This is a genomic window from Streptomyces sp. NPDC088812 (genome assembly GCF_044750285.1).
Taxonomy (GTDB): domain Bacteria; phylum Actinomycetota; class Actinomycetes; order Streptomycetales; family Streptomycetaceae; genus Streptomyces.
The window spans coordinates 192750-214637 of record NZ_JBIVJP010000020.1 but is presented as its reverse complement, the minus strand read 5'-3'; the positions used below and the strand labels follow the sequence as shown (position 1 = coordinate 214637).

The 21888-nt window shown below is 70.9% G+C and carries 18 protein-coding genes and 5 pseudogenes; 10 read left to right on the top strand and 13 right to left on the bottom strand.

The window, feature by feature from the left end:
* The 3 pseudogenes from ACIP67_RS31300 to ACIP67_RS31290 all read left to right on the top strand — a co-directional run.
* Positions 1-617 (top strand): annotated as a pseudogene (locus ACIP67_RS31300) (hypothetical protein); the annotation flags it as partial.
* Between the two features lie 65 nt (positions 618-682).
* Positions 683-928, top strand: a pseudogene (locus ACIP67_RS31295) (IS701 family transposase); the annotation flags it as partial.
* 54 nt (positions 929-982) lie between these two features.
* Positions 983-1334 (top strand): annotated as a pseudogene (locus tag ACIP67_RS31290) (ISAzo13 family transposase); the annotation flags it as partial.
* Positions 1335-1545: 211 nt separating this feature from the next.
* Here the strand turns inward: ACIP67_RS31290 and ACIP67_RS31285 are convergent.
* Complete coding sequence (locus ACIP67_RS31285) at positions 1546-2445, bottom strand: MBL fold metallo-hydrolase (protein WP_401696271.1); 900 nt, start codon at positions 2443-2445, stop codon at positions 1546-1548.
* A 169-nt stretch (positions 2446-2614) separates the two neighbouring features.
* On the opposite strand from ACIP67_RS31285, the gene ACIP67_RS31280 reads away from it, so the two are divergent.
* Positions 2615-3244 carry a TetR/AcrR family transcriptional regulator gene (locus tag ACIP67_RS31280; protein WP_401696265.1) on the top strand — a complete coding sequence of 210 codons (630 nt, stop codon included), beginning with the start codon at positions 2615-2617 and terminating at the stop codon, positions 3242-3244.
* A 105-nt stretch (positions 3245-3349) separates the two neighbouring features.
* A complete protein-coding gene (locus ACIP67_RS31275) occupies positions 3350-4465 on the top strand; it encodes a cobalamin-independent methionine synthase II family protein (protein ID WP_401696264.1) in 1116 nt (371 codons plus the stop codon).
* Between the two features lie 13 nt (positions 4466-4478).
* On the opposite strand, the gene ACIP67_RS31270 is transcribed toward ACIP67_RS31275, so the two are convergent.
* From ACIP67_RS31270 to ACIP67_RS31245, 6 genes are all read right to left on the bottom strand, one after another.
* A complete protein-coding gene (locus ACIP67_RS31270) occupies positions 4479-5543 on the bottom strand; it encodes a chorismate-binding protein (RefSeq protein ID WP_401696263.1) in 1065 nt (354 codons plus the stop codon).
* A 483-nt stretch (positions 5544-6026) separates the two neighbouring features.
* Positions 6027-6890 (bottom strand): bifunctional 5,10-methylenetetrahydrofolate dehydrogenase/5,10-methenyltetrahydrofolate cyclohydrolase, encoded by an 864-nt coding sequence (locus tag ACIP67_RS31265; RefSeq protein ID WP_401696262.1) that lies wholly within the window; start codon positions 6888-6890, stop codon positions 6027-6029.
* Positions 6891-7134: 244 nt separating this feature from the next.
* Positions 7135-8040, bottom strand: a complete 906-nt coding sequence (purU, locus tag ACIP67_RS31260) for a formyltetrahydrofolate deformylase (RefSeq protein ID WP_401696260.1) — start codon at positions 8038-8040, stop codon at positions 7135-7137.
* Positions 8037-8909 carry a methylenetetrahydrofolate reductase gene (locus ACIP67_RS31255; protein WP_401696259.1) on the bottom strand — a complete coding sequence of 291 codons (873 nt, stop codon included), beginning with the start codon at positions 8907-8909 and terminating at the stop codon, positions 8037-8039. Before ACIP67_RS31255 ends, purU begins: the two co-directional genes overlap by 4 nt.
* Before the next feature lie 163 nt (positions 8910-9072).
* Positions 9073-9468 (bottom strand): hypothetical protein, encoded by a 396-nt coding sequence (locus tag ACIP67_RS31250; RefSeq protein WP_401696258.1) that lies wholly within the window; start codon positions 9466-9468, stop codon positions 9073-9075.
* A gap of 642 nt (positions 9469-10110) precedes the next feature.
* On the bottom strand, positions 10111-12168 hold the full coding sequence (locus ACIP67_RS31245; protein WP_401696257.1) for a BTAD domain-containing putative transcriptional regulator: 2058 nt from the start codon (positions 12166-12168) through the stop codon (positions 10111-10113).
* Between the two features lie 162 nt (positions 12169-12330).
* Here ACIP67_RS31245 and ACIP67_RS31240 point away from each other — a divergent pair, with 162 nt between their 5' ends.
* Positions 12331-13230, top strand: a complete 900-nt coding sequence (locus ACIP67_RS31240) for an alpha/beta fold hydrolase (protein WP_401696256.1) — start codon at positions 12331-12333, stop codon at positions 13228-13230.
* A gap of 340 nt (positions 13231-13570) precedes the next feature.
* Here ACIP67_RS31240 and ACIP67_RS31235 read toward each other — a convergent pair whose 3' ends face one another.
* Entirely contained in the window at positions 13571-14395 is an 825-nt protein-coding gene (locus ACIP67_RS31235) for an amidohydrolase family protein (protein ID WP_401696255.1), read from the bottom strand.
* Positions 14353-15279 carry an amidohydrolase gene (locus ACIP67_RS31230; RefSeq protein ID WP_401696254.1) on the bottom strand — a complete coding sequence of 309 codons (927 nt, stop codon included), beginning with the start codon at positions 15277-15279 and terminating at the stop codon, positions 14353-14355. Before ACIP67_RS31230 ends, ACIP67_RS31235 begins: the two co-directional genes overlap by 43 nt.
* A 9-nt stretch (positions 15280-15288) precedes the next feature.
* On the opposite strand from ACIP67_RS31230, the gene ACIP67_RS31225 reads away from it, so the two are divergent.
* Positions 15289-15450, top strand: a complete 162-nt coding sequence (locus ACIP67_RS31225) for a hypothetical protein (RefSeq protein ID WP_401696252.1) — start codon at positions 15289-15291, stop codon at positions 15448-15450.
* A 666-nt stretch (positions 15451-16116) separates the two neighbouring features.
* Here the strand turns inward: ACIP67_RS31225 and ACIP67_RS31220 are convergent.
* Together ACIP67_RS31220 and ACIP67_RS31215 are read right to left on the bottom strand one after the other, a co-directional pair.
* Entirely contained in the window at positions 16117-16371 is a 255-nt protein-coding gene (locus tag ACIP67_RS31220) for a hypothetical protein (RefSeq protein ID WP_401696251.1), read from the bottom strand.
* Positions 16372-16405: 34 nt separating this feature from the next.
* Positions 16406-17569: an ISAs1 family transposase gene (locus ACIP67_RS31215; RefSeq protein WP_401696250.1), complete on the bottom strand. Its 1164-nt coding sequence runs from the start codon at positions 17567-17569 to the stop codon at positions 16406-16408.
* Positions 17570-17848: 279 nt separating this feature from the next.
* Here ACIP67_RS31215 and ACIP67_RS31210 point away from each other — a divergent pair.
* From ACIP67_RS31210 to ACIP67_RS31200, 3 genes and pseudogenes are all read left to right on the top strand, one after another.
* A pseudogene (locus ACIP67_RS31210) lies at positions 17849-18465 on the top strand (RNA-guided endonuclease InsQ/TnpB family protein); the annotation flags it as partial.
* Positions 18466-18804: 339 nt separating this feature from the next.
* A pseudogene (locus ACIP67_RS31205) lies at positions 18805-19118 on the top strand (IS110 family transposase); the annotation flags it as partial.
* Between the two features lie 287 nt (positions 19119-19405).
* Positions 19406-20437 carry a LuxR C-terminal-related transcriptional regulator gene (locus tag ACIP67_RS31200; RefSeq protein ID WP_401696249.1) on the top strand — a complete coding sequence of 344 codons (1032 nt, stop codon included), beginning with the start codon at positions 19406-19408 and terminating at the stop codon, positions 20435-20437.
* A 19-nt stretch (positions 20438-20456) separates the two neighbouring features.
* On the opposite strand, the gene ACIP67_RS31195 is transcribed toward ACIP67_RS31200, so the two are convergent.
* Both ACIP67_RS31195 and ACIP67_RS31190 read right to left on the bottom strand, forming a co-directional pair.
* A complete protein-coding gene (locus tag ACIP67_RS31195; RefSeq protein ID WP_401696248.1) occupies positions 20457-20792 on the bottom strand; it encodes a hypothetical protein in 336 nt (111 codons plus the stop codon).
* Between the two features lie 55 nt (positions 20793-20847).
* On the bottom strand, positions 20848-21882 hold the full coding sequence (locus ACIP67_RS31190; protein ID WP_401696247.1) for a hypothetical protein: 1035 nt from the start codon (positions 21880-21882) through the stop codon (positions 20848-20850).
* Between the last annotated feature and the right edge of the window lie 6 nt (positions 21883-21888).

Here is a 21888-nt window from a genome sequence, read left to right as displayed (position 1 = left end):
TCACCACCCCGTTCAACTCCGGCGTCAACGAAGGCCGCATTACCGACCTGAAACTCCAGAAGCGGATCACGGCCGGACGCGCAGGAGTCCCGCTCACCTACGCATCCATCCAATTCGAGCAGGTCGACTGGACTCCCTTCGACATCGTGACGTTCGAGCTGATCCGCTCCGCCGAGGTCGCCGACCGGTTCCGGGACGCGGTGCGCACCCTGGCCCAAGGCCCCAAGCCGCTCGCCGTCACCGGGTTCGGCACCGCGGCCTACCGCGGCGCGGGAGACCGCGGTGGGCGGGTGCTGGAAGTGGTCGAGTACGCCCCAGAGACCAAGGCCCCTGTACGGTTGAACGGCATTTACGAGCGTGACGAGGCCGGCCAGGCCGCATATCTGAGCGAACTGCTGGAGATTTTCGAGACCGAGGGCGTGGACAGCGCGTTCGTGTTCCTGTTCGCCTTGCCTGGCTACCCGCACCGCCCGGACGTCGACCCCAGGGACGATCTGGACCGGGCCGGCCTGGGCATCGTCAAACTCCTCGAAGGGCGCCGGGGGCAGGCCTACCCCGACATGGAGTGGGAACCCAAGGCCGCCTTCGCGGCAGTGGCGCAGCGGTATCGGAGGTGACAGGCCCGGCACGCGGTGAGCACGGCTCGGGATCTGCGCTGCGCCGCAGTGCAGATCCCGAGCAGATGGAAGCGGTATTCGCCGAACTCGCCGCAGACCTCGCGCCGGTCTACCGCCGCCGCGATCTGCGGGCCAACGGCAAGTTGTACCTACGCGGGTTACTGATGCCGGGCGTTGTGGGCAACTGCCGGTCGATCGCGGAGGCAGTCGGCCCGGACCGGCCGTATCGCCTGCACCACCTGCTCGAACGCGCCTGCTGGGAGAAGGACGCCGCAAGAGACGTGGTGCGCGCGTTCCTGACCCGGCACCTCGGCGCCGACGGCGGTGTCCTGATCTTCGACGAGACGGGGCAGGCGAAGAAAGGTGACGCGGAGATGGCGGCCCTGCCACTGACCCGCCACATCTTCCACGTCGACTGGAACTACGCCCTGCATCCCCGGCCATGCGCGGCCATCCCGGCGGCCCGAACCCCGCAGCCACGAGCGCCGGAGTGGTGCCAGACTCCGCTCTCCGACCCCGCTCTGACCGGAATGCCCCGGCAGCAACTCAGCGACCTCACCGAGACTTTCGTCAGACGGCGACATCAGGCGTGGCCGCCCGCCTCGGCTCGACTTTCCCGGACAGGTCCTGGCGGCCGTGCTCCACCTGCGGATCGCTCCGACCGCCGAACCTTTCGCCGTGCTGTTTGACAGCAGCTGGACTGCCGCGCACCGCACCGCTCGCGGTGCGGTGTGCGCCGCGTCGGCGCGGACCCGTCGTGCGGCGCCGCCCGGGTTCCGTTGCAGACCAGAACGCCGGACCGGGCAGGGACCGACCGGGATGGACGTGGGGCAGCAGGAGGTGCCGTCGCGGGGCATCGCGATGAGCACGTCGGTTCGTCGTCCGGCGAGGCGGAGGAGGGCCTGGGCATGGGCCGGCGGTGCTTTGTTCACCGTACGGGGACGTGCAGCAGATCCTGCCCCAGGAGAATCTCCCCCGCGAAGGAAGCGCCGCGTTTGCTGTCTCTGAGCTGCCTGCGCCACACCGCTTCGGGGACGGCCGCGCGGTCGCCGGGACCGAGATGGGTGGCGACCAGCGTCTTCACGTCGGCCTCGGCACCTGTGCGGCCGAGGTCGGCGACGTCGGTGTGGGTGGCCAGGATGTGGTCGGTCAGGGCCTGGGACAGCCCCAGGCTCGCCAGACCGTCCGGGTACAGGGCCTCGTGGACCAGGACGTCCGCGTGCCGGGCGAGGGTGATGAGATTCGGGGTGGGTGAGGTGTCACCGGAGAAGACGACGCTGCCGTGGTCGGTGTCGAACCGGTAGGCGTAGGCCGGGTAGACGGCGCCGTGCGGCACGAGGACGGCCGTGACCTTGACGTCGTCGTTCTCCATGACGGTGAACGGCGCCATGCGCGGTGCCGTGTGCGTCGCGGAGGCGCCGGCGCCTGCGGGTGGCAGCGCGTCGTGGACGCGCAGCAGGGTCGCGGGGTCGGTACCGGTGTGCTCGCTCATGAAGAAGGTGGGCGAGGCCGCGTATGCCTGCCCGGCCAGCTTCGTCATCTCCACGGTGCCGGGGACCTGCCCCGGCGCGAAGGCCACGGTCGATTCGACGCCGGCCGGGCCGGGCCCGTACACGTCGATCGGGGAACGGAAGCCCGCGTCGGTCGAGGCACCGGCCGAGAGCATCGGGAAGGCGTAGTAGTCCACGACGTGGTCGGCGTGCAGGTGCGTCAGGAAGATGGCGGCGAGCGAGGTCATCGACAGGCCGGCCCGCATGTACTGACTCACCGCTCCGCGGCCGCAGTCGACCACGTGTGTGCGGCCGTTGACCACAAGTGCGGACGAGATGCCGTACCGGCCGGCCAGGGGCGGCGGGCCGCCGTTGGTGCCCAGCAGGGTCAGGGCGAGGAGAGCCGCGGGCCGCGGCCGCCCCTTCCCGGGGAGCGGCGGCCGCCCGCGGCCCTCCCCCGTCGGGACCCGGAGCGGCTGGTACCCGCCGGTCGCCTACCATCCATGCATGACGAGCGCGCGAAGGATGACACCGGCGGACCGGCGTGAACGCATCGTGCGGGCAGCCGGGGAGTTGTTCATCGTGCGCGGCTACACCGGTGTGTCGATGGAGGACGTCCTGGCCACCGTGGGCGGGTCGAAGGCGACGCTGTACCGGTACTTCGCCGACAAGAACACGTTGTTCCGCGCCTCCGTGGAGGCGCTGTGCGACGAGTGGTCGAGGCCGTTGCACACCTTCGCGCCGAGCGACGCAAGCCTGGCCGACAATCTGGTGTCGCTCGGTGAGCACTTCGCCTCCGTGGTCCTGACCCCCCAGGCCATCGCGCTGCACCGGCTGGTGACCGCCGAGGCCGGGCGCATCCCGGGGCTGGGCGAGGTGTTCTCGCAGCACGGTCCGGCCGCGGGACACGCGGTGCTCGGACGGTACCTGCAACAGGTGTGCGACGAGGGTCTGATCGAGGTCGCCGACCCGCTGCGGGCCGCGGCGCAGCTCTACCAGGCCATGCTCGGCGACGCACAGATGCGGCTGCTCACCGACGCTCCGCACAAACCGACCCAGCGGGAGGTGCGTGACGGCGTCACGGAGGCCGTCCGTGTCTTCCTGCACGGCGTGTCCGTCCGTGCCGAACCCGCCTGACGCCGGGTCGCCGGGCGCTCGTCCCGACTCGCACGACGCCTTGCCCCCGATGTGTACTGGACCGTACCGTACAGGCGTCTGCCGCTAGCGCTGGAGGTCAGGCCGATGTCAACGACGACGATCCGGGCCGAGCACGTGGGAAGTCTGCTGCGCCCCGCGGAACTGCTCGCCGCACGAGCCGAACACGAGCGGGGCACCCTGGCGTCCGAGCGGCTGCGGGAGCTGGAGGACTCGGCCGCGGCCTCGGCCGTCAAGCTGCAGCGCGAGGCCGGGATACAGGTGTTCACCGACGGCGAGGTCCGGCGCGACGACTTCATGGCCTCGGTGGTGGAGACCGTCGGCGGCCTGGTGCCCGTGGCGGAGTCGTCGGCCCGGCCCCGCCGGCACCGCGACGCCGACGACGCGGAGTTGGCGGGCGAGGTGGCCTCCGTCGCGATCGGGGCGCCCCTGTACCGGCGTACCCCGCTGTCCCTGACCGAGGCGCGGTGGCTCGGCGCCAACGCGACGGGCCCCTACAAGATCACGATGGCGAGCCCGACCATGGTGGCGGGGTTCTGGCGTCCTGGCGTGTCGGACGGGGTCCACCCGACGCGCCAGGACGCGGTGGCGGCGCTCGCCGACATCTACCGGCAGGACATCACGGACCTGATCGACGCCGGGGTCACCTGGCTGCAACTGGACTCACTGGCCTACTGGGCCGACATCGACCCCGACGCGGCCCGGATGCGCCGGGTGACGGATCTCGAAGGTCACCTCAGCCACATCATCGACACCGACAACTCCCTGATCCGCGCCGCGCGTGAGCACCGGCCCGGGATGACCGTCGCGATGCACTTCTGCCGTGGCAACATGCGCAGCGCCTGGTCCGCCAAGGGTGGCTACGAGCCCATCGCTGAACGGTTGTTCGCCGAGGTGGAGGTCGACCGCTTCCTGCTGGAGTACGACACCGAACGCTCGGGCGGGTTCGAGCCCCTGCGTTTCGTGCCGCCGCGCAAGACCGTGGTGCTCGGGCTGGTGTCCACCAAGGTGCCGCGGCTGGAGTCGGTCGACACCCTGCGCCGCCGCATCGACGAAGCCTCGCAGTACCTGCCGTTGGAGCAGCTCGCCCTCAGCCCGCAGTGCGGGTTCGCCTCGACGAGCCAGGGCAATCTGCTGACCGCGGACGACCAGCGCAGGAAGCTGGAACTGGTCGCCGAGACCGCCCGGCTCGTGTGGGGCTGACGGACGTCGGACGTCACCGGGCGGTGAGCGGGGCCGGTGCGGGGCCCGCGCCGAGTTCCTTCGGACCGTCGGAGGCGAGGTGCAGGAGCCGGGACGCCTTGAGTTCCGTCTCCTCCCACTCCCGTACCGGGTCCGAGCCCCAGGTGATGCCGGCGCCGGCCCCGAAGTTGAGCCGCCCCCGGACCCGGTCGGTCCAGAACGTACGGATGCCCACCGCGAGTTCGCCCCGCTCGCGGTCCGCGTCGACCCAGCCGACACCACCGCAGTATGGTCCGCGGGGCGCGGTCTCCAGGGCGCGGATGATGCCGAGCGCGCCCTCCTTCGGCGCGCCGGTGACGGAGCCGGGCGGGAACGTGGCGGCCAGCAGGTCGGCCCAGCCGGCTCCGTGCCGCAGCTCCCCCCGCACGGTGGACACCAGGTGCACCAGACCCGGATGCTGCTCGACGGCGCACAGCTGCGGAACGGTGACGCTGCCGGTGGCGCAGACGCGGCCGAGGTCGTTGCGGACCAGATCGACGATCATGACGTTCTCCGCGTGGTCCTTCTCCATGAGGTCGGCCTCAGTACGTCCGGTGCCTTTGACGGGCCCTGAGTCGACCACCGGCCCGCGCCTTCGCAGGAACAGCTCCGGGGAGGCCGAGACGACCTCGACGCCGTGGGCGGGCAGTCGGACCAGACCGGCGTAGGGCGCGTGGTGCCGGGCGGTCAGCCGGTCGGCCAGCGCCTCGAGGTCCGCGTCGGCGGCGAGCGGAGCGGACAGGACCCGGCACAGGTTGGCCTGGTACACATCGCCCGCGGCGATGTGCCGGCGGATGCGGCGCACGCCCTCGATGTAGGCGTCCCGGTCGAGCGAGGTCGTCCACGCGTCCCGCCCCGGACCCGACCAGCGGGACCGCGGGCCGACGCGCCGTGGCAGCGGGCGGACATCCCGGAAGCGGGCGCAGGTCAGCCGGCCCTCGAAGTCGGCGACGACAGCCCAGAAGCCCTCGGAGTCCAACGCCTGCGGGTCGTGGGTGACATCGAGCAGGCCGGTGGCGAGGCGGCCAGCGAACCGGGCCATGGCAGGGAGGTTCTTCATGTCCGGTGGCCTTCCTCGGCGCGAGCGGCATCGTGTGCCGCCCGCGGGCAGTCGTGCGGACGAGGTGCCGGGGCGGGCACTGGGGCAATGGGGCCAGAAGGCCCCCTGGGGCCTGTCGTCCGGATCAGGACGCAGGACGTCGGCGGGACTTGTCGATGCCGGTGAGCGGGGTCCGGCGCGTGCGGGCCGCCGGGCGGAGGAGGGCGTCGATACGGACATCGACAACCGGCGACGACGCCCCGGACGCGCGTGCCGGGCCCCGCGTCTGCGGCGTGGTCCGAGAGACCGGCCCCAGGGCCTGTCTTCAGTCTCCCGTCTGCCCCGCGACGCCATGCACTTCCCCAGTGGGAGTACCCCCACTCGCCGCATCGGGCGCGCCCCCCGAGTACGCCTCGTACGCGGGGACAGGCCCGGCACGGCGAGAGGACGCACCTGACGCCGCGGGGCCGCCCTACGGGCGACGACGGGAGATCGAAGGCAGACCTAGACGGGCACGGAGTGGCGCTCGGCGTCCCACTCGGCGGCCCGGAGGGTGTTGACCAGGAGCATGGCGATGGTCATCGGGCCCACACCGCCGGGTACGGGGGTGATGCGGCCCGCGATGCCGTCGAGTTCGGCGGCCCGGACATCGCCGGTGAGGCCGTCGGGTGTGCGGTGGATGCCCACGTCGATGACGGTGGCGCCGGGCCCGACGTGTTCGGAGCCGATGAGTCCGCGGACGCCGGTGGCGACCACGACGACGTCGGCGGGCCGGGTGACGGCGGCGAGGTCGGCGGTGTACTCGTGGGCGACGGTGACCGTCGCGCCCCGGCGCAGCAGCAACTGGGTCAGGGGGCGGCCGACGAGTTCCCCCCAGCCGACGACGGCCACGCGGGCGCCCTTCAGCTCGACGCCCTCGACGTCGAGGAGTTCGATGACACCGCTGGGTGTGCAGGGGCGCAGACCTCGCTCGTCGCGGGCCAGGCGGCCGGCACTGGCGGTGGTCAGGCCGTCGACGTCCTTGGTGACGGGGATGCGGTCGATGAGGGTGGCGGCGTCGAGCTGTGGGGGCAGCGGGAGTTGCAGCAGGATGCCGGAGACCTCCGGGTCGGCGGCGAGGCCGTCGATGGCCTTTGCCACCGCCTGCTGCGTGGCGTGCCGGGGCAGGTGGCGGTGGAAGTCGCGCATGCCCGCCTCGCGGATGGCGCGGCGTTTGGCTGCGACGTACACGGCGCTGGCCGGGTCGTCGCCGACCAGGATGGTGGCGAGGCCGGGCAGGCGGCCGTCGTTCGCGGCCCGGGCGACCTGTTCGGCGACCCGGGCCCGGATGTCCCGGGCGATCCGGGCGCCGTCGATCGTGGTTGTCATGGTGGCGAACCGCTTTCTGTCGGTGAACGGGCCGTCCGGTGGGCGGGACTGTGTGCGCGGCCGCGGTCTGCCGCGACCGCGGTGCACGGCGCCGGAGGACCGGGGCGGCGGTGAGCACCGGAGCGGACCGTGCGGAGATCCGCCGCGTCCGCCGCCCCGGTGGCTCCATCCGGCGCACGACAAGACCACCTGTCCCTGAGCCGGGCGGTTTCCGTTCGGTACGGGGTGGAGGGGAGGCGGGAGGTCAGGCGAAGACGATGGTGTGGTTGCCGTCGCGGATGACGCGGTCCTCGGCGTGCCAGAGCACCGCGCGGGACAGCACGGCGCGCTCGACGTCGGCACCGCGGCGGGTGAGGTCGGCGGCGGTGTCGGAGTGGGACACCCGGACGACGTCCTGCTCGATGATCGGCCCCTCGTCCAGGTCCTCGGTGACGTAGTGGGCGGTGGCTCCCACCAGCTTCACGCCCCGCTCCTTGGCCTTGGCGTAGGGGCCGGCACCGATGAAGGCGGGCAGGAAGGAGTGGTGGATGTTGATGATCGGTACGCCGGCCTTCTCGATGAAGCCGCCGGAGAGGATCTGCATGTAACGGGCGAGGACGACGAAGTCCACGTTGTCCTTGAGCAGCCGCAGGTGCTCGGCCTCGGCCGCCGACTTGTCCGCGCCCATCGACGGCACGTGGAAGAACGGGATGCCGAACCCCCGTACCTCCTCGGCCACGTCGGGGTGGTTGGAGATCACCATGGGGATGCTGACGGGCAGCTGGCCCTGGCGGTGGCGCCAGAGCAGGTCGAGCAGGCAGTGGTCGGACTTGGAGGCGAAGATCGCCACGCGCTTGGGGACGGACAGGTCCCGCAGGGTGTAGGTGAGGCCGTACCGGTCGACCAGTTCCGCGTCGAAGTCGGCGCGCAGCTCGGGAAGGACCGCCTGCAGGCCGTTCAGCGAGAAGACGGTGCGCTGGAAGAAGGCACCGCCCTGCGGGTTGTCGGAGTACTGGTCGAGGGAGACGATGTTCGCCCCGTGCTTGCCCAGCACCGAGGTCAGCGCGGCGACGATGCCGGTCGCGTCGGCCCCCTGGACGATCAGCGATGCCTGGTGCGCCGCCTCCATGTTCTTCCGCGCGGTGCCGGGGGCGGTCTGGGTGACCGTCATGCGAGAGCTCCCTTCCTGAACTGGGTGATCCACTCGGACGTGGCCTTCAGCCCGCCGAACGTGTAGAAATGGATCTTCACTTCGCCGTGCCGGGCCGGGTCGTACCCCTGCGCCAGGGCATGCAGGAACTTGTCCGGTCCCGCGGTGCCCATCAGGTTGGTGATGGACAGGCCGTACTTCTTGGCGATGGTGGCGCTGGTGCCCACGCCGAACCGGGCGGCGTACGACATCAGCCGCCGCACACCCGCCGGGCCGGGGACACCTATGCGGACCGGGAGCGTGATGCCGTGGCTGCGGACCTGCTCGATCCAGGCGAGGACGGGGTCGACGTCGAAGCCGAACTGCGTGATGATGCTGCCTTCCAGGCCCTGGGCGGCGAGCGCGGCGCTCTTGTCGCGCAGGGCCGCCCACAGCACCTCCCCGGCGATGGCCGGGTGGCCCTCGGGGTAGCCGCTGATGTCGACGTGCCGTACGCCGTACTCCTGGAGCAGGCCCGACTCGATGAGGGCGAGGGAGTCCTCGTAGGGCCCCTCCGGGCAGGCCGGGTCGCCGCCCACGGCGAAGACGTCGGTGCCGGTTTCGTCGGCCCGCAGACCGCCGAGGAACTGCTCGAACTCGGCCTGGGAGCCGAGGCGGCGGGCGGAGATGTGCGGCACCGGCTGGAAGCCGAGCCGCTTGACCGCCCGAGCGGCGTCGAGCCGCATCCGCAGGTTCTCGTTGCCGAGGAAGGTGACGTTGACGCGGTGCCCCTGGGGGATGAGGCCGGCTGCCTCCTCCAGCCTGGGGACGTCCTTGCCGGTCATCTCCAGGGAGAAGTCGTCCAGCAGTGACGTGCCCGCCGTGGACGAGGCTGTGCTGAGGGGGTTCATCGTGCTCCTTGGGAAGGGGGCGCGGCTCGGCCTGCCGGGCGTCCGGTCCCCGTGTGTCACGGAGACCGGACGCCCGGCAGTGTCGGCCCGGTCGTCAGTGCACGCGGATTCCGGCCGGGCACTGCGGCTCATGGCCGTCCGCGCCTCGTGGTGCCGCTGCCGCTCAGGCGTTGCGGCGGTACTCGGTGCGGGCGTGCCGGTCGAACGGGCTGGGCCGCACGGTGGCGCGGATGCGCGGGAACCCGAGGTCGGCGTCGGGGTCGGTACCGGTGCCGGGGTGCTCGCCCCAGACCACGGTGACCTCGGTGCCGGGGGCGGCGTGGGCGGGGTCGATCAGGGTCTGGGCGAGGACGGTGCCGACCGGGTCGATGGCCGCGGTCTGCATCGTGACGCCGGCCAGGCCCGCGGCGGTCTCCACGCGGTGGCGGGCGTAGCTGAGAACGAAGCCGGGGTCCGCTCCCCCGCCGATCACGCGGCGCACGTCGTCGGGGTCGAAGACGAGGGTGACCTTCGCTACTATACAGACCCGCTGAGTGACACTCTGTCGCGGACCTCCCACCCGTGGCAGTAGGGGCAGTGCAGGCCTTTCGGCCCCAGTGCTCGGCGAGGGCCGGGGACGTCGGGGAGTTCGTCCTTGAGCCCGGTGGCCAGGAGGAGTCGGCCCGCCGTCGGCCGTCGGCCAGCGTGACGTCGGCCAGCGTGACGTCGAAGGTGATCTCCTGGCCCGCGGCCGGGCGGGCTTCCGTCACCTCGGTCCGGGCGGTCTCGACCCCGTACGCGCTGATCTCCTTTCCTGCCGTGGCAAGGAAGTCCGGGAGCGGGACGCCCTCGTGGCCGAGGTAGTTGGGGATGGTGTCGGCGGGCGTGTTGCGTTGCCGTCCGTTGTCGACGATCAGCAAGGAGCGCCGGCCCCGGAGTGAGGACGGCGTTGACTCCGGCCGGGCCTCCTCCGACGACGATCACGTCGAAGTCGCGCCCGGGGGTGGAGTGGAGCGGGGTCACGGGTGCTCCCTTTCGGCCTTGTCGGCGGACGATGTGGGCGTCCTGCCGAGGCGCTGGAGTACTGAGGGCGCGCGTCGGCGTCCGGAGACTCCGCCGTCAAATGCGACACAGTCGATCATGGTGCCGCCACGCACCGCTCATCGAATGCCGGGAGCTGCTCAGATCTGCTCACGGTCCCCTCCGACGTGCTCCGTTGTCGTCAGGTGTCGCCGGCGGCCGGCCCCGTAGGGGACGAGTCGCGTGCGCCGAGGGCCGAGTCGGTGAACCGCAGATGGCGCACGACCGGGCCGAAGGAGACCAGACCACTGCCCGCGCCAACCGACTCGCCCTCGGCCGGGGCGAGTTCGTCGCGGGCGCGGCGCAGGACCCGCTCGTGTCCGACGGCTGCGGCCGTGCGGGCCAGGACGCACCACAGCGCTTCCTGGAGGAGGTCGTGGGGCGGCCGGGGAACCGTCGCGAGAGCCTGCCGGGCCCGTTCGGTGTCGCCGGAGGCGGCCAGCAGCAACGGGTTGAGCCAGGGCCGGTAGGGTCCGGGGTCGAGGCCGCTGAAGTCGTCCGGGTCGGGCAGAGCGCCCTCGTCCCGCATCACCGGGACCAGTGCGACGAGGACGGCCGCTCCCCGGGCGAGTCCGGGCATACCGCAGTGCACGGTCTGCTCGATGAGCGTCGCGTACCGGGGGCGGGCCGCCGTCCATCCGTCGGTCTCGCAGGTGCGCAGAGCGCGGTACCAGGAGGTGAACACGGCGGCGAGCGGACGTTCGTTGCGGTGCGCCAGCCGGTCGATCTCCTCGGCCTCCGCGTCCGCGGCCGTGAGGTCGCCGAGGCCGGTGAGGGCCTGGAGACGGATGAGGCGGCCGAGGACCTCGTGTCCGGGCAGGTGGTGATCGGCGGCCAGACGGGTCAGTTCCGTACCCAGGGCGTCACGGCGCGCGGCCGACCCGCAGGCCTGGAAGGACTGCATGAAGGCGCCGTTGAGCGCGAAGGCGAGCAGGGCGGGGTCGCCGAGGCGGCGGGCGAGGCGGACCGACTCTTCGGCGGCACGTTCGGCACGCAGCCGCCACGGTTCGGCGGCGGGCGCGTCGGCCGCCCGGGGCAGCGGGCCGTCTGCGGCGGCGTCGCCTCGGGACTCGACCGCGACGACCGACAGCAGCCGGGCCCGTAGCGCCGGCGGGCCGGTGGTGCCGAGGCGGGCCGCCGCGCGGGCTGCGGACCGGGCGAGTTCGCCGGCGCCGTCCGGGTCGTCCGCGCGGGTCCAGATCGCGGGGACGTCGTAGGAGCCGATGATTCCGGCCGCCAGTTCGGTGTCCCCGGTGGTCTCGGCCGCCGCGACGAGGTCCCGGCGGTGTTCGCGCGCCTCCTCCAGGCCGTCCGGGCCGGTCACCGCGAGGTCGCGGAGCAGGCCGGCGGTGGCGTGCAGCCGGGCCCGGGACCGGGCGGGCACGGAGCGGTCCCAGGCGGCGGCCGTGCGGTTCCAGACGCCGTCCGTCGCCCCGGCAGGCTCGGCCGGGGAGCCGGTGGATTCCTGGCGGATGCGGGCCTCGGCGCGGGCCAGGGCCGCGCCGGTGCCGTACGCCCCCGTGAGCGCGTGGCGTGCGCTCTCCAGGGCCTCCCGGGCCTCGCCGTGCCGACCGGACCGCTCCAGCGCCGCTGCCAGCAGCACCCAGCCGTCTTCCCTCTTGGGGTGGGCGGCGACATGGGCGCGCAGGTCGGCGACCGCGTCCCGGGCGGCGCCGGTGGCCAGCAGGGCGTCGGCGCGCCGCTCGACCGCGTCGAGGCGCAGCGTCTCCAGCCGGGCCTGCTCGGCGGCGGCCCATCCGGCGGCGGGGAAGTCGGCCAGTACGGGCCCGCGCCAGCAGGCCAGCGCCTCGTCCCACAGGGCGACGGCCGAGCGGGGCGGCGCGTCGGCGGCCCGGGCGGCGGTGTCCTCGAACCGCCAGGCGTCGACTGCCTCGCGCCCGGCGCGCAGGGCGTAGCCGGGACCCTCGGTGACCAGCAGCCGGGACGGCTGCCGGGGCGGCCGCCCGGGCTCCAGGGCCCGGCGCAGTGCGGCGACGAAGGTGCGGACCGCGCCGACCGCGCCGGACGGGGGTTCGTCCTCCCACAGGTCGGCCACGAGCCGGTCGACCGGTACGACCCGGCCCCGGGCGACCAGCAGCCGCCCGAGGACCTCCCGGTGCCGGGGCGCGCCCAGAGACAGAACGGCGCCGTCCTCGTGCCAGGCCGCGACGGGCCCCAGCAGCCCGAACTCCACACCCACGGCTCGGCCCCTTTCCCGGCGGCGCCGTCCCCGGATGCCGCGTGTCCACTCATCGATCGCTGATCCGGGGCCCACAACCTGGATGACGTCCCCGGACTCCCTCGGAGCACCCAGGTCAAGGCCTCCGGAGCGTCCACTCTGCCACGATCCCCAGGAGCCACCGTGTCCCACCAGAACCGCCCCGGATCCGCCGGCATCCCCGGATTCACCGAGCACCGCGTGACCGTCGACGACGGCGTCACCCTGCACGCCTGCGTCGGCGGCAGCGGCGCACCCGTGGTCCTGCTGCACGGCTTCCCGCAGACCCACCTGATGTGGCGGCACGTCGCCGCCGACCTCGCTGCCGACCACACCGTCGTCTGCCCCGACCTGCGGGGCTACGGCGCCAGCGACAAGCCCGCCGGGACCGGCCCCGACGTCTACTCCAAGCGGACCATGGCCAGTGACGTCGTACGCCTCGCCGCCGAGCTGGGACACGTCCGGTTCACGCTGGCCGGGCACGACCGGGGCGCCCTGGTCGCCTTCCGTGCCGCGATGGACCACCCGGACACCGTCTCCCGGGCCCTCTTCCTCGACGTCCTGCCCACCCTCGACATGTGGGACGCGCTGCGTGGCGTGAACGGCGCGGTCGGCTTCCACCTCTACCTGATGGCCCAGGCTCCCGGGCTGCCCGAGGAGATGATCCAGGGTGCCGCCGACGCCTTCTTCGGCTACTTCCTCGACGCCTGGACCAAGGACCCCGACGCCCTCCCCGCCGACATCCGCGCCCACTACCTCGCCGCCTCCGCCGCGGCCGTGCCCTCCATCGTCGCCGACTACCGCGCCTCGGCCGGCGTGGACGTCGACCACGACACCGCCGACCGCGCGGCCGGGAACAAGCTCGCCATGCCGGTCACCGTCCTCCAGCAGGACTGGGGCGCCGCCCTCGGCTACCACGCCCAGGGTCTGTGGAGCGCCTGGGCCGGCGACCTCCGCCACCGCACCGTCTCCTGCGGCCACTTCATGGCCGAGGAGGACCCGAAGCTGATCACCGAGGAGATCCGGGCGCTCGCCGACCGCTGAGCGAAGCCCGGCGAATGCGCCGGGCACCTCGGCGCCGCCCCGCCGTGTGAGGACCCTCCGGTGATCCGGTCGGTCCGGCCGTACGGCGGGGCTCATGGGTGCCGGGTGACACCTGCGTGACGGTGTCAGCCCCGGCCGGCAGCGGCGTATCGGGCCTCCATCATCGCGACGGCCTCGTCCACGACGTGCTCGACGTCACCGTCACCCGCGTCCCCGTACCAAGGCGGACGGCCGGCGTGTGCGGCGTGCCCGGCTCCACGTACCGAGCTCGGCAGGCACGGACCGGGGTGGGCAGGCCCGGCTTTCGCGCCGCCGGCCGTGCCGGGTGCCGATGACGGCATCAACAGTGGGCGCAGAGGAGACGAGGGTTGGGGTCCACGGCCCAGGTGACCTGCTGGGCCTGTGCCGCCGCCTTGCGCTGCGCGGCGTTCTCGCCGTCGTAGACGATCTTCCCGTCGACGACCGTGCAGTCCACCTGAGTGCCGGAGACGTCGTGTGCGTCCACCGCCAGGCGCCCGTGTGCGTCGAACAGCCTCTGTCCCAGGACGCACAGGTCTGCCGCCATGCCGGGCTCCAGCGTTCCCTTCCAGCTGTCAGCATGGTCCTGCCACGCCGCTGTGGTGGTGTAGGTGCGCAACGCCTCCCGGACGCCGATGGTTTCCTCGGAGCCGGACACCGTCCCAGCGGCGCCCTCACGCAGCAGTATCGTTTCCAGCCCCTGGCGCCAGTCCGGTGCGACGTTGGGGGAGTCGGAGGCGCTCGCCACACGGACTCCCGCCCGTAGGGCGGACCGGTACGGGGTCTGGTAGGCGGATCGCTCCGCACCGACGACGTCCGGCTGGGTGTCGGAGATCAGGTACTTGATGTTCGGGTTGAAATTGATGCCGCATCCGTTCCTGGCGAGCGAGCGGAGCGTTTCGGGCCAGGTGAAGTCACCGTGGATCACGTAATGGCGTGCATCGACGGACGGGTGGGAGCGTACGGCCTTCGCGTAGCCGGCGGCGACCGCGTCGATGGCCGCGTCACCGGTGGAGTGGACCCCGATCTGCAGTCCGGCTCGGTGCACGAGCCCGATCATGGACGTGAGCTCGGCGACCTTTTCCTCGTCGGTGCCGCCCGCGGTCACCAGGGAGCCACGCCCTCCCCCGACGTAGGGCTGCCGCATCCATGCGGTTCGACTGGCGATATAGGGACACCATCGGCACGCAGTTTCACGCCGGTGATGTTGAACCATCTGGGGTCCACGTCCTGCAAGGGGCGGTAGCCGGCGAGGACTTCCCGCACGTGTTCCACGGACGTCGGATAGGTGTCGTCGGCTCGGCTCATGAGCGCCGTCACCCGGATGCCCAGGCTCCCGTTGCGGGCCTTGTCCGCGTAGATGCGCTGTGCTGTCGTTCCGAGTCCCGGCTCGGTGCAGCTCGTGATGCCGAGACTGTGGAGCATGCTGACGCAGTTGTCGATCGCATCGGCCTGTTCCGCTTCCGTGTACGGAGGAATGTGCTGGTTGACCAGCTGCATGGCCGTCTCGAAGAGAAGGCCCGTCGGCTCCCCGGCGGCGTCCCTCACGATCACCCCGCCGCTCGGATCGGGCGTGTCGCGGTCGATGCCGGCGGTCTCCAGGGCTTTGCTGTTCACCCAGAGCTGGTGGTTCGACCAGTCGAGAAGGGCGACCGGGGTGTCCGGTGACACGGGGTCCAGGACGTCGCGGGTGGGCTGCTGTCCACCGAACGTCTCGTCGTTCCACCCTTTACCGCGCACCCAAGCTCCCGCGGCCGCCCGCTGTACGGCGGCGGCGACCGCGGCAGCGACGTCGCCCAGGGAGCCGGCGGCGGACTCGCCGACATCGATGGTGTAAAGAGGCGAAGCCAGTCCGGTCCGCAAGCCATGCAGGTGGGAGTCGTTGATGCCAGGGAGGACCGTACGCCCACGCAGGTTGACGACCTCCGTGCCACGCCCGATGAGACGACGGACCGAACGGTTGTCACCTACCTGAAGCACTCGCCCTGATCGGATCGCGATCGCCTGCGCGAGAGGAAAACCCGTGCCCATGGTGACTACTTGGCCGTTGTGCAGTACGAGGTCTGCTGCTTCCCGGAGCACTCCTCGGTCCTGCGCCTGTGCGGGCTGCAGGCCCACGGACTGAGCGGCGGCGGCGAGAGCGATGGCCGCTCCTCCCTGCAACAGCTTTCGGCGGTCTGTCACTTCTGGCTCCTTCGGTAGAAGCGGTCACGAGTGGGTCGGGGACGAACGAGCCGTCACGAAGCCGCGCGGCGTCTGCGGGCGGGGGACGCGGGTCGGCGTCCCCGCAGGACAGCGGCGTGTGTGCCATCTCGGTCGATCCCGGTGTCCGAGCTCTTCCTCGACAACGCGGGTGGCGGGTTCCGCACACCGAACAGACCGGATCAGCCGGTAGGTAGGGCTTCCGCACGCGGATCGACGCGGTGGAGCCCCGCTTATCGTTTGATATCAAACGATAAAGAGCCGAGGGTGAGCGCAAGGATCACGACACGGCGGGCTGAACCTGGTCCGCCAGCAGCGCTTCATCGGTTCGACCGCCCGCCCGAGCGTGGCCGCGGTGGGCGAGCAACGCAGCCGGCAGCGTGAGCAGGACGGCCAGGGACGAGCAGCCCGAGCGGGCCTCCGATACTCAACAGCTACAACAGTCGCGCGGTCGTGGCGGCGTGGATGAGTTCGCCGGGCCGGTCGCGTTCGCAGCGGTGAATGACCTGCCCGGTGGGGGCATTACGGAGGGACACGCGAACCTCCTGTGCGGTGCAGTCCTGGACAGCTCCACCACACCGGAGATCTTCGCCGTGATCAGGCCCGGCGAGTGTCAACGAAGCCGGGCGGAACGCGCCGGGGGCAGGTGCCCGCCGCTGCGACGGGTTACGCCGGCTCGAAGACGGGCTGGACGGCGGGTCGGGTACGAGGGTGGTCCTGGTAGGCGGCCAAGAGCTTCGCCAGGTCGTTTCTGCGCGCACGAAGCAGGTCGTCAGGCTCCTGCAGGGCGGTGTGAAGCAGTTGCACACCACGCTGGAACTCGTGGAAGCCGATCGGCTCCCACAGGACTGCGATCTTCTGCTTCGCGGCGTCCCGGTAGATGTCGGTCACCTGGTCCTCGTTGTCGGGCCACTCCGACATCAGGGTCCCTTGCATGATCGAGGTCTGTCCGGATTCATCCAGTGATGCCGAGGGCGGCCAGGGGCCTTCGCCAGTCGCGGGCGGTGCGACGTAGGGCGGCGGCGATGTTGGTGTGGCCGTCCTGACGGTGGACGCCGATAGCGAGGTTGCGCAGGCCGGCCATGATGCGCGGGAGATGGCCGGCATGGATCTTGGAGTCGTCCTCGCGGAACGTGCGGTCGCGGACGTGGTGCAGAAGGTTTTCGATCTTCCAGTGGCCTCTGATCCAGTCGGCGAGCTGGGCGCCGGTAACCGCGCCGGGCGGCAGGCTGGTGACCAGGTAGACACGCTCGATGGTGAGCTTGCCGCTGGTGAAGTCCTTTCTCCAGCGTACGACTTGAAGGGCCTGGCGGGCATCGGGGTAGTCGAGGTGGGCGAAGGCAGCGGTCTTCAGCCGCCGGATCTCCAGGCGGTGGTGGGCCCGGGTACGGTCGTAGTGGTCGAGCGTGATCTCGCGCCAGGGCAGGCGGCGGACTCGGTCGAAGAGGCCGGGATGGTTGGCCTTGACCTGGGCGATGTAGTGGGCACCGCGCTCGCGGAGGTAGGTGCCGTGAGCGTGCTGGGTGTGCAGCGCGTCCGCGGTGATGACCGTGCCGGCCAGGTCGACGCTGTCCAGCAGGGGCCGGAAGGCGGGGATCTCGTTGCTCTTGTCGGCGACCTGCCGCTGGGCCAGGACGTGACCGGTGTGGTCCATCGCGGCGAGCAGAGTGACATGCCCGGTGACGTGGGTGCGCGAGCCGCGCAGGGCCTTGCCGTCAACAGCGATCGCCCGCAGTCCGGGGCCGGCCGGGGTGGCGCGGGCGGTGAGGAAGGCACCGATCGCCCGGTCCAGGGCGTCACCGTCGAGCTGGACGAGGAGACGGCGCAGGGTGTGGGGGTGCGGGACGGACACGGCGCCGGAGAACGGGCCGGTGGGGAAGCCGAGAACCCGGCAGGCCCACGCGGGGACGTCGCTGATCCATTCCGTGATCGCGGTGAGCGAGCGGGCACCGGCCAGGACACTCGCCGCGGCCGCGGCGACCAGGGCGGACAGCCGGTAGCGGCGGCCACGGACGCCTCGCGGGTCGGGCACCAGATCCAGGAAACCGGACAGCGCGACCGCGTCCGCCAGCGGGACCGGCGCGGCAGCCCGGCCCAATTGGTCCAGCGCGGTGGGCATAAGGGAAGATGCAGGAGCAGGCACGGACTCGCCAGGTGTTCATGGGACTTCGACACTCACATGATCACCGAGGCCGTGCCTGCACTGCGTTTGCCCACTGCCCGAACCGGGACGCCCGCTCCAAGGCCGGACCAGCGCGACATTCCGGACGGACCGCGATCATGCAACGGCCCCTGCCCCACAGACACAGAGTCCCCGTCAGCAAGCTGACGCGGACTCATGAACGATCGAGGCTAATGATCAGGAAGGAGCGGTTTCACGGCCAACCTTTCAAAAACAGCCACCAAGGCCTTGAAGGACATCAAGGACCGGATACCTCAGCACCGCAGGGCGGGGATGCCTCGCTGGAAAAGGAAGCGGGAGGCGCGCCCGTCGCTGAACTACACGAAGCGCGGCTTCCGTCTCAAGGATGGCCGTCTGCACCTGGCCGGGAGCATCGTGCTGATCGTGGTGTGGTCGCGGGATCTGCCCGCCGCCCCGTCCAGCGTGCGCGCCTATCAGGACAGTCTCGGCCATTGGTACGCGTCCGTCGTCGCAGCCGCCCAGGTCGAGCCGCTTCCGAAACCGGCCGAGTGCTTGGCGTGGACTGGGGCGTGAAGGAGACCGCTTCCACCACCGACGACGCCCACGACCTTCCGCACCCCGAGTACGGGCGCAAGGCCGCGCAGCGCCTCGCCCGCTATCAGCGGATGATGGCCCGGCGCCGTCGGCCGAAGGGGCAGCCCGCATCGAAGGGCTACCGGGCGGCTCAGGCACAGGCCGCGAAGCTGAACAAGAAGGTCGCGCGACAGCGTGAGGACACCGCCCGCAAGTGGGGAAAGTGCATGATGCGCGACCACGACCAGGTCGCTGTGGAGGACTTCCGGCCCAAGTTTGTGTGCCACAAGTCGTTGGCCTGGGCGAATCCGGGTCATTGCACCATCCTGAAGTGGCAGGGAATCCCCGCGCCCGCGGGACTCGGTAACGCAGCCCGTGCGTGGTGCCTGGGTCACGGGATCATCCCCGCGTATGCGGGGAGCGGTGACCCGAATCTTCAGATCAGGGCCCGGGGCTGGCACTGCATCGTGATCATGGAGCGAACCAGACGTTGTTCTGTGAACGTTCCCACATCTCGCTTTGAGGCTATGCGGTCACGAGAGCGTGTCATTCATGCCAGTAATCTACAGTTCTCGGCCTGGACGTCGGTGAGAGCGCTCATCACGGCCATGAGCTCACCCGGCCGGGAAGAAGGTCCTCTGATCACCGTCGGTGACGGCACCAGCTTCCCCACCGCCGCCCAGCTGGCCTCCTATGCGCACCACGACGCGGCAACCGGCAGCTCAAACGCGCCATGTTCCTCTCCGCGTTCGCAGCCCTCCGCGAACCCGCCTCCCGCACCTGCTACGACAAATGCCCAGCCCGGGGCAAAACCCACACCCAGGCCCTCCTCCGCCTCGCCCACCACCGCATCAGCGTCCTGTTCGCCATGCTCCGCGACGGCACTTTCTATGAACCACGCGTCCCCGAAGCAGTCACGCATGGCCACCTCAGGCTTGGACGAAGGACATAGAGGTCCCCCGGGGAGCCTGTGGGTAACTTCGGCTCCCGCAGAGGGGTAGCCAAATGACATCTGCCATTGCAAGATCTCTGTGAGCGTGCACATGCGGAGAAGGGGAGCTCAGGGTGGAAGGTCCGTGTTCACCTCGCGCATGACCACGAAACAATCACGGTCTCCACGTAACGAGCACGACAAGGTGTTGAAGGCGACCTCGGGGCAACCTTCGATGTGGGTGGGAAAGGGATGTGGACAGCATGCCGAATGCTGTGCGAGATGGCGAACGGCCATGGAACGCCGCTTTGGGGCCTCTCGGGATCGACTGGGAGGTCGAACTCGTCTACCGGACATTATTGGAACGCCCAGACCTGGACATAGCGGAACTGGCGAGCCACCTCGGCCTCACCGTGGATGCCATCAGAGAGGCCCTGGACGATCTCGCCGATAGAGCCCTGCTGGACCAGGGCGGGCGAGTGGAGAAGGGGTGGCTCCCCACAGACCCGGAGATGAGACTCGGGGCCATGCTGGCCGCGGAAGAGGCCGAGATCTACAGCAGATGGCGGTCGGCTCAGCGGGCCCGTGAACGCATCGCTGAGCTGACCGGCAGTTACGCGAAGGCCGGGCGCAGGGAAGTGCCCGAGGTGGAACATGTGGTCGGAATCGACGAGGTGCGCCGGAGGCTGACGTCCCTGGCACTGGACACTGAGCACGAGGTGGTCGCCCTCGCACCGGGAGGTCCGCAGCCAGCCGACATCCTGGACAACAGCCGTCGGCTGGACAGCGAGACGCTGGGGCGCGGCGTGCGGATGCGGACCGTCTATGTGGAGAGTATTCGCAACAGCCAGGGGACCATGCAGTACGCGCAGTGGCTGGTGGAGGCGGGAGCCGAGGTGCGCACCGTTCCGGTGCTCGCGCTGCGGATGATCGTCGCCGATCGGACGCTGGCCATCATCCCGTTCAATCCCGCGGAGCCACGGCAGGGAGCGCTGATCGTGCGCCACCCCGGCATGGTGGGCCTGTGTCTGGCCCTGTTCGAGCAGGTGTGGCAGTCGGCGTCGGAGCTGGACCAGGTGGTCGCGCCGCAGCCGAGCGCCCAGGGCAGTCCCACACCGCAGGAGCGGGAACTGCTGCGACTGCTGGCTCTTGGGCATACGGACGACTACGTCGGTCATCAGCTCGGCGTCTCTCTGCGCACGGTCCGGCGCATGATGGCGACACTCATGCGGCGGATGGGGGCCAAGTCCCGTTTCCAGGCAGGGGCGACGGCAGTCAGCCAGAACTGGCTGGGAGCGCCAGCTCCCCGGGACCGAGTGACCGGCGTCCGACCGGGATGACGGCCCGAGTCCCGGGCGGTCACCCGATCTCGCCCGGTACCTTCGGCGCGGCCGGCGCAGACGGGGTCGCACGGAATCCGAAACTGCACTGCCACGGCACCCAACCGGACAGTGGCTTTCCGGATGCGGTGAGCCCGTTCAGTGCTCCGCGACAGTACGCCACCGCCTGTTGTGGCGAGGCCGCTGTGACGAATGCGATCACCTGGAGATCGGCGCCGGTGATCCGGCAGCGTGCCCAGTCGATGCCGACCGTGCCGTCGGAGGTCCGGCAGGTGGTGAGGATGGCACGGACGGAGTTCGGGTCGAGAGTTTGCGCGGAGTTCTCTGGAACCAGGTGGAACCGGATCGGATACATGGATAGCTTTCTGCGCGACCGTGGATGGGGACCAGGCGGAGGTTCCTCGGGCTTCTCACGGGCCGAGCGTCGTTGCCCGGGAGCCGTGTTTGTCGATTCCGAAGGGGAGCTCCTGCGTGCCGGCTTCGAGCATCGCCGTACGCACCTGAGCCGCGTATCCCGGCCGGCAGCTGATCAGGAGAAAGCCGCCGCCGCCCGCACCGAGCAGCTTGCCACCGTCAGAGCCGGCCTCACGGGCACACCGGTAGAGATCGTCGATCCTGCTGGAGGACACACCGCCGCTCAGCTGTCTCTTGTTCATCCAGTGCCGGTGGAGCAGCGGGCCGATGTCCCACACACTGTCGTTCTCCAGCGCCTTGCGCATGTCGGCTACCGCGTCATGGATTGCCCGCAGCGATGCGACTGCCTCGGGGTCGCCGTGCGAGGTGCGGGCCGACTGCGCGGCTAGGACGTGCCCGGCGTCCCGGGTCACCCCGGTGTAGAACAGCAGCAGATCGTTGCGCAGGTAGCCAGCGAGAGCGGGAGAGACCGTAAGTTCCTCCTGGGTAACCGTCAGGTCGGTGCCGATGTGCAACGCCCTTAGGCCGCCGAAGGCCGCGATGTAGTGGTCGTGCTTGCCCACGGGGCGTGCCAGGTCGACCATTTCCACCGCGGCGGCCTCCTCCGCGAGGGCGCGCTGGTCAGGACTGGTTCCCTGACGCAGCGCATGCAGCAGCGCGACCGTGAAGGCACCTGAGCCGCCGAGGCCCGTACCGTTCGGTGCGTCGGCGAACGAAGCCAGTTGGATGTTCCGGGAGACGCCGACACGACGGAGCACCTCCCGGGCGTACCGGTTCTCCAGTTCCTCCGCACGGCTCACCTGTTCGGCCACGTCCCAGCAGGCGCGTACCCGTCCGTCGAAGCTCCGGGGATACACGGTGACCGCGACGTGGCGGTCGATCGCGAAACTGATCACCTCCCCGCCATGGAGCCGCGCGTAACTCGGCAGGTCGGTACCACCTCCGGCCAGCGACACCCGTAGGGGTGCGCGGGCCACAACCACCGGCGAGTGGTCCGCGAAGGCCGGGCTGTCGTCCGCCGCCCGCGCCACGCTCTG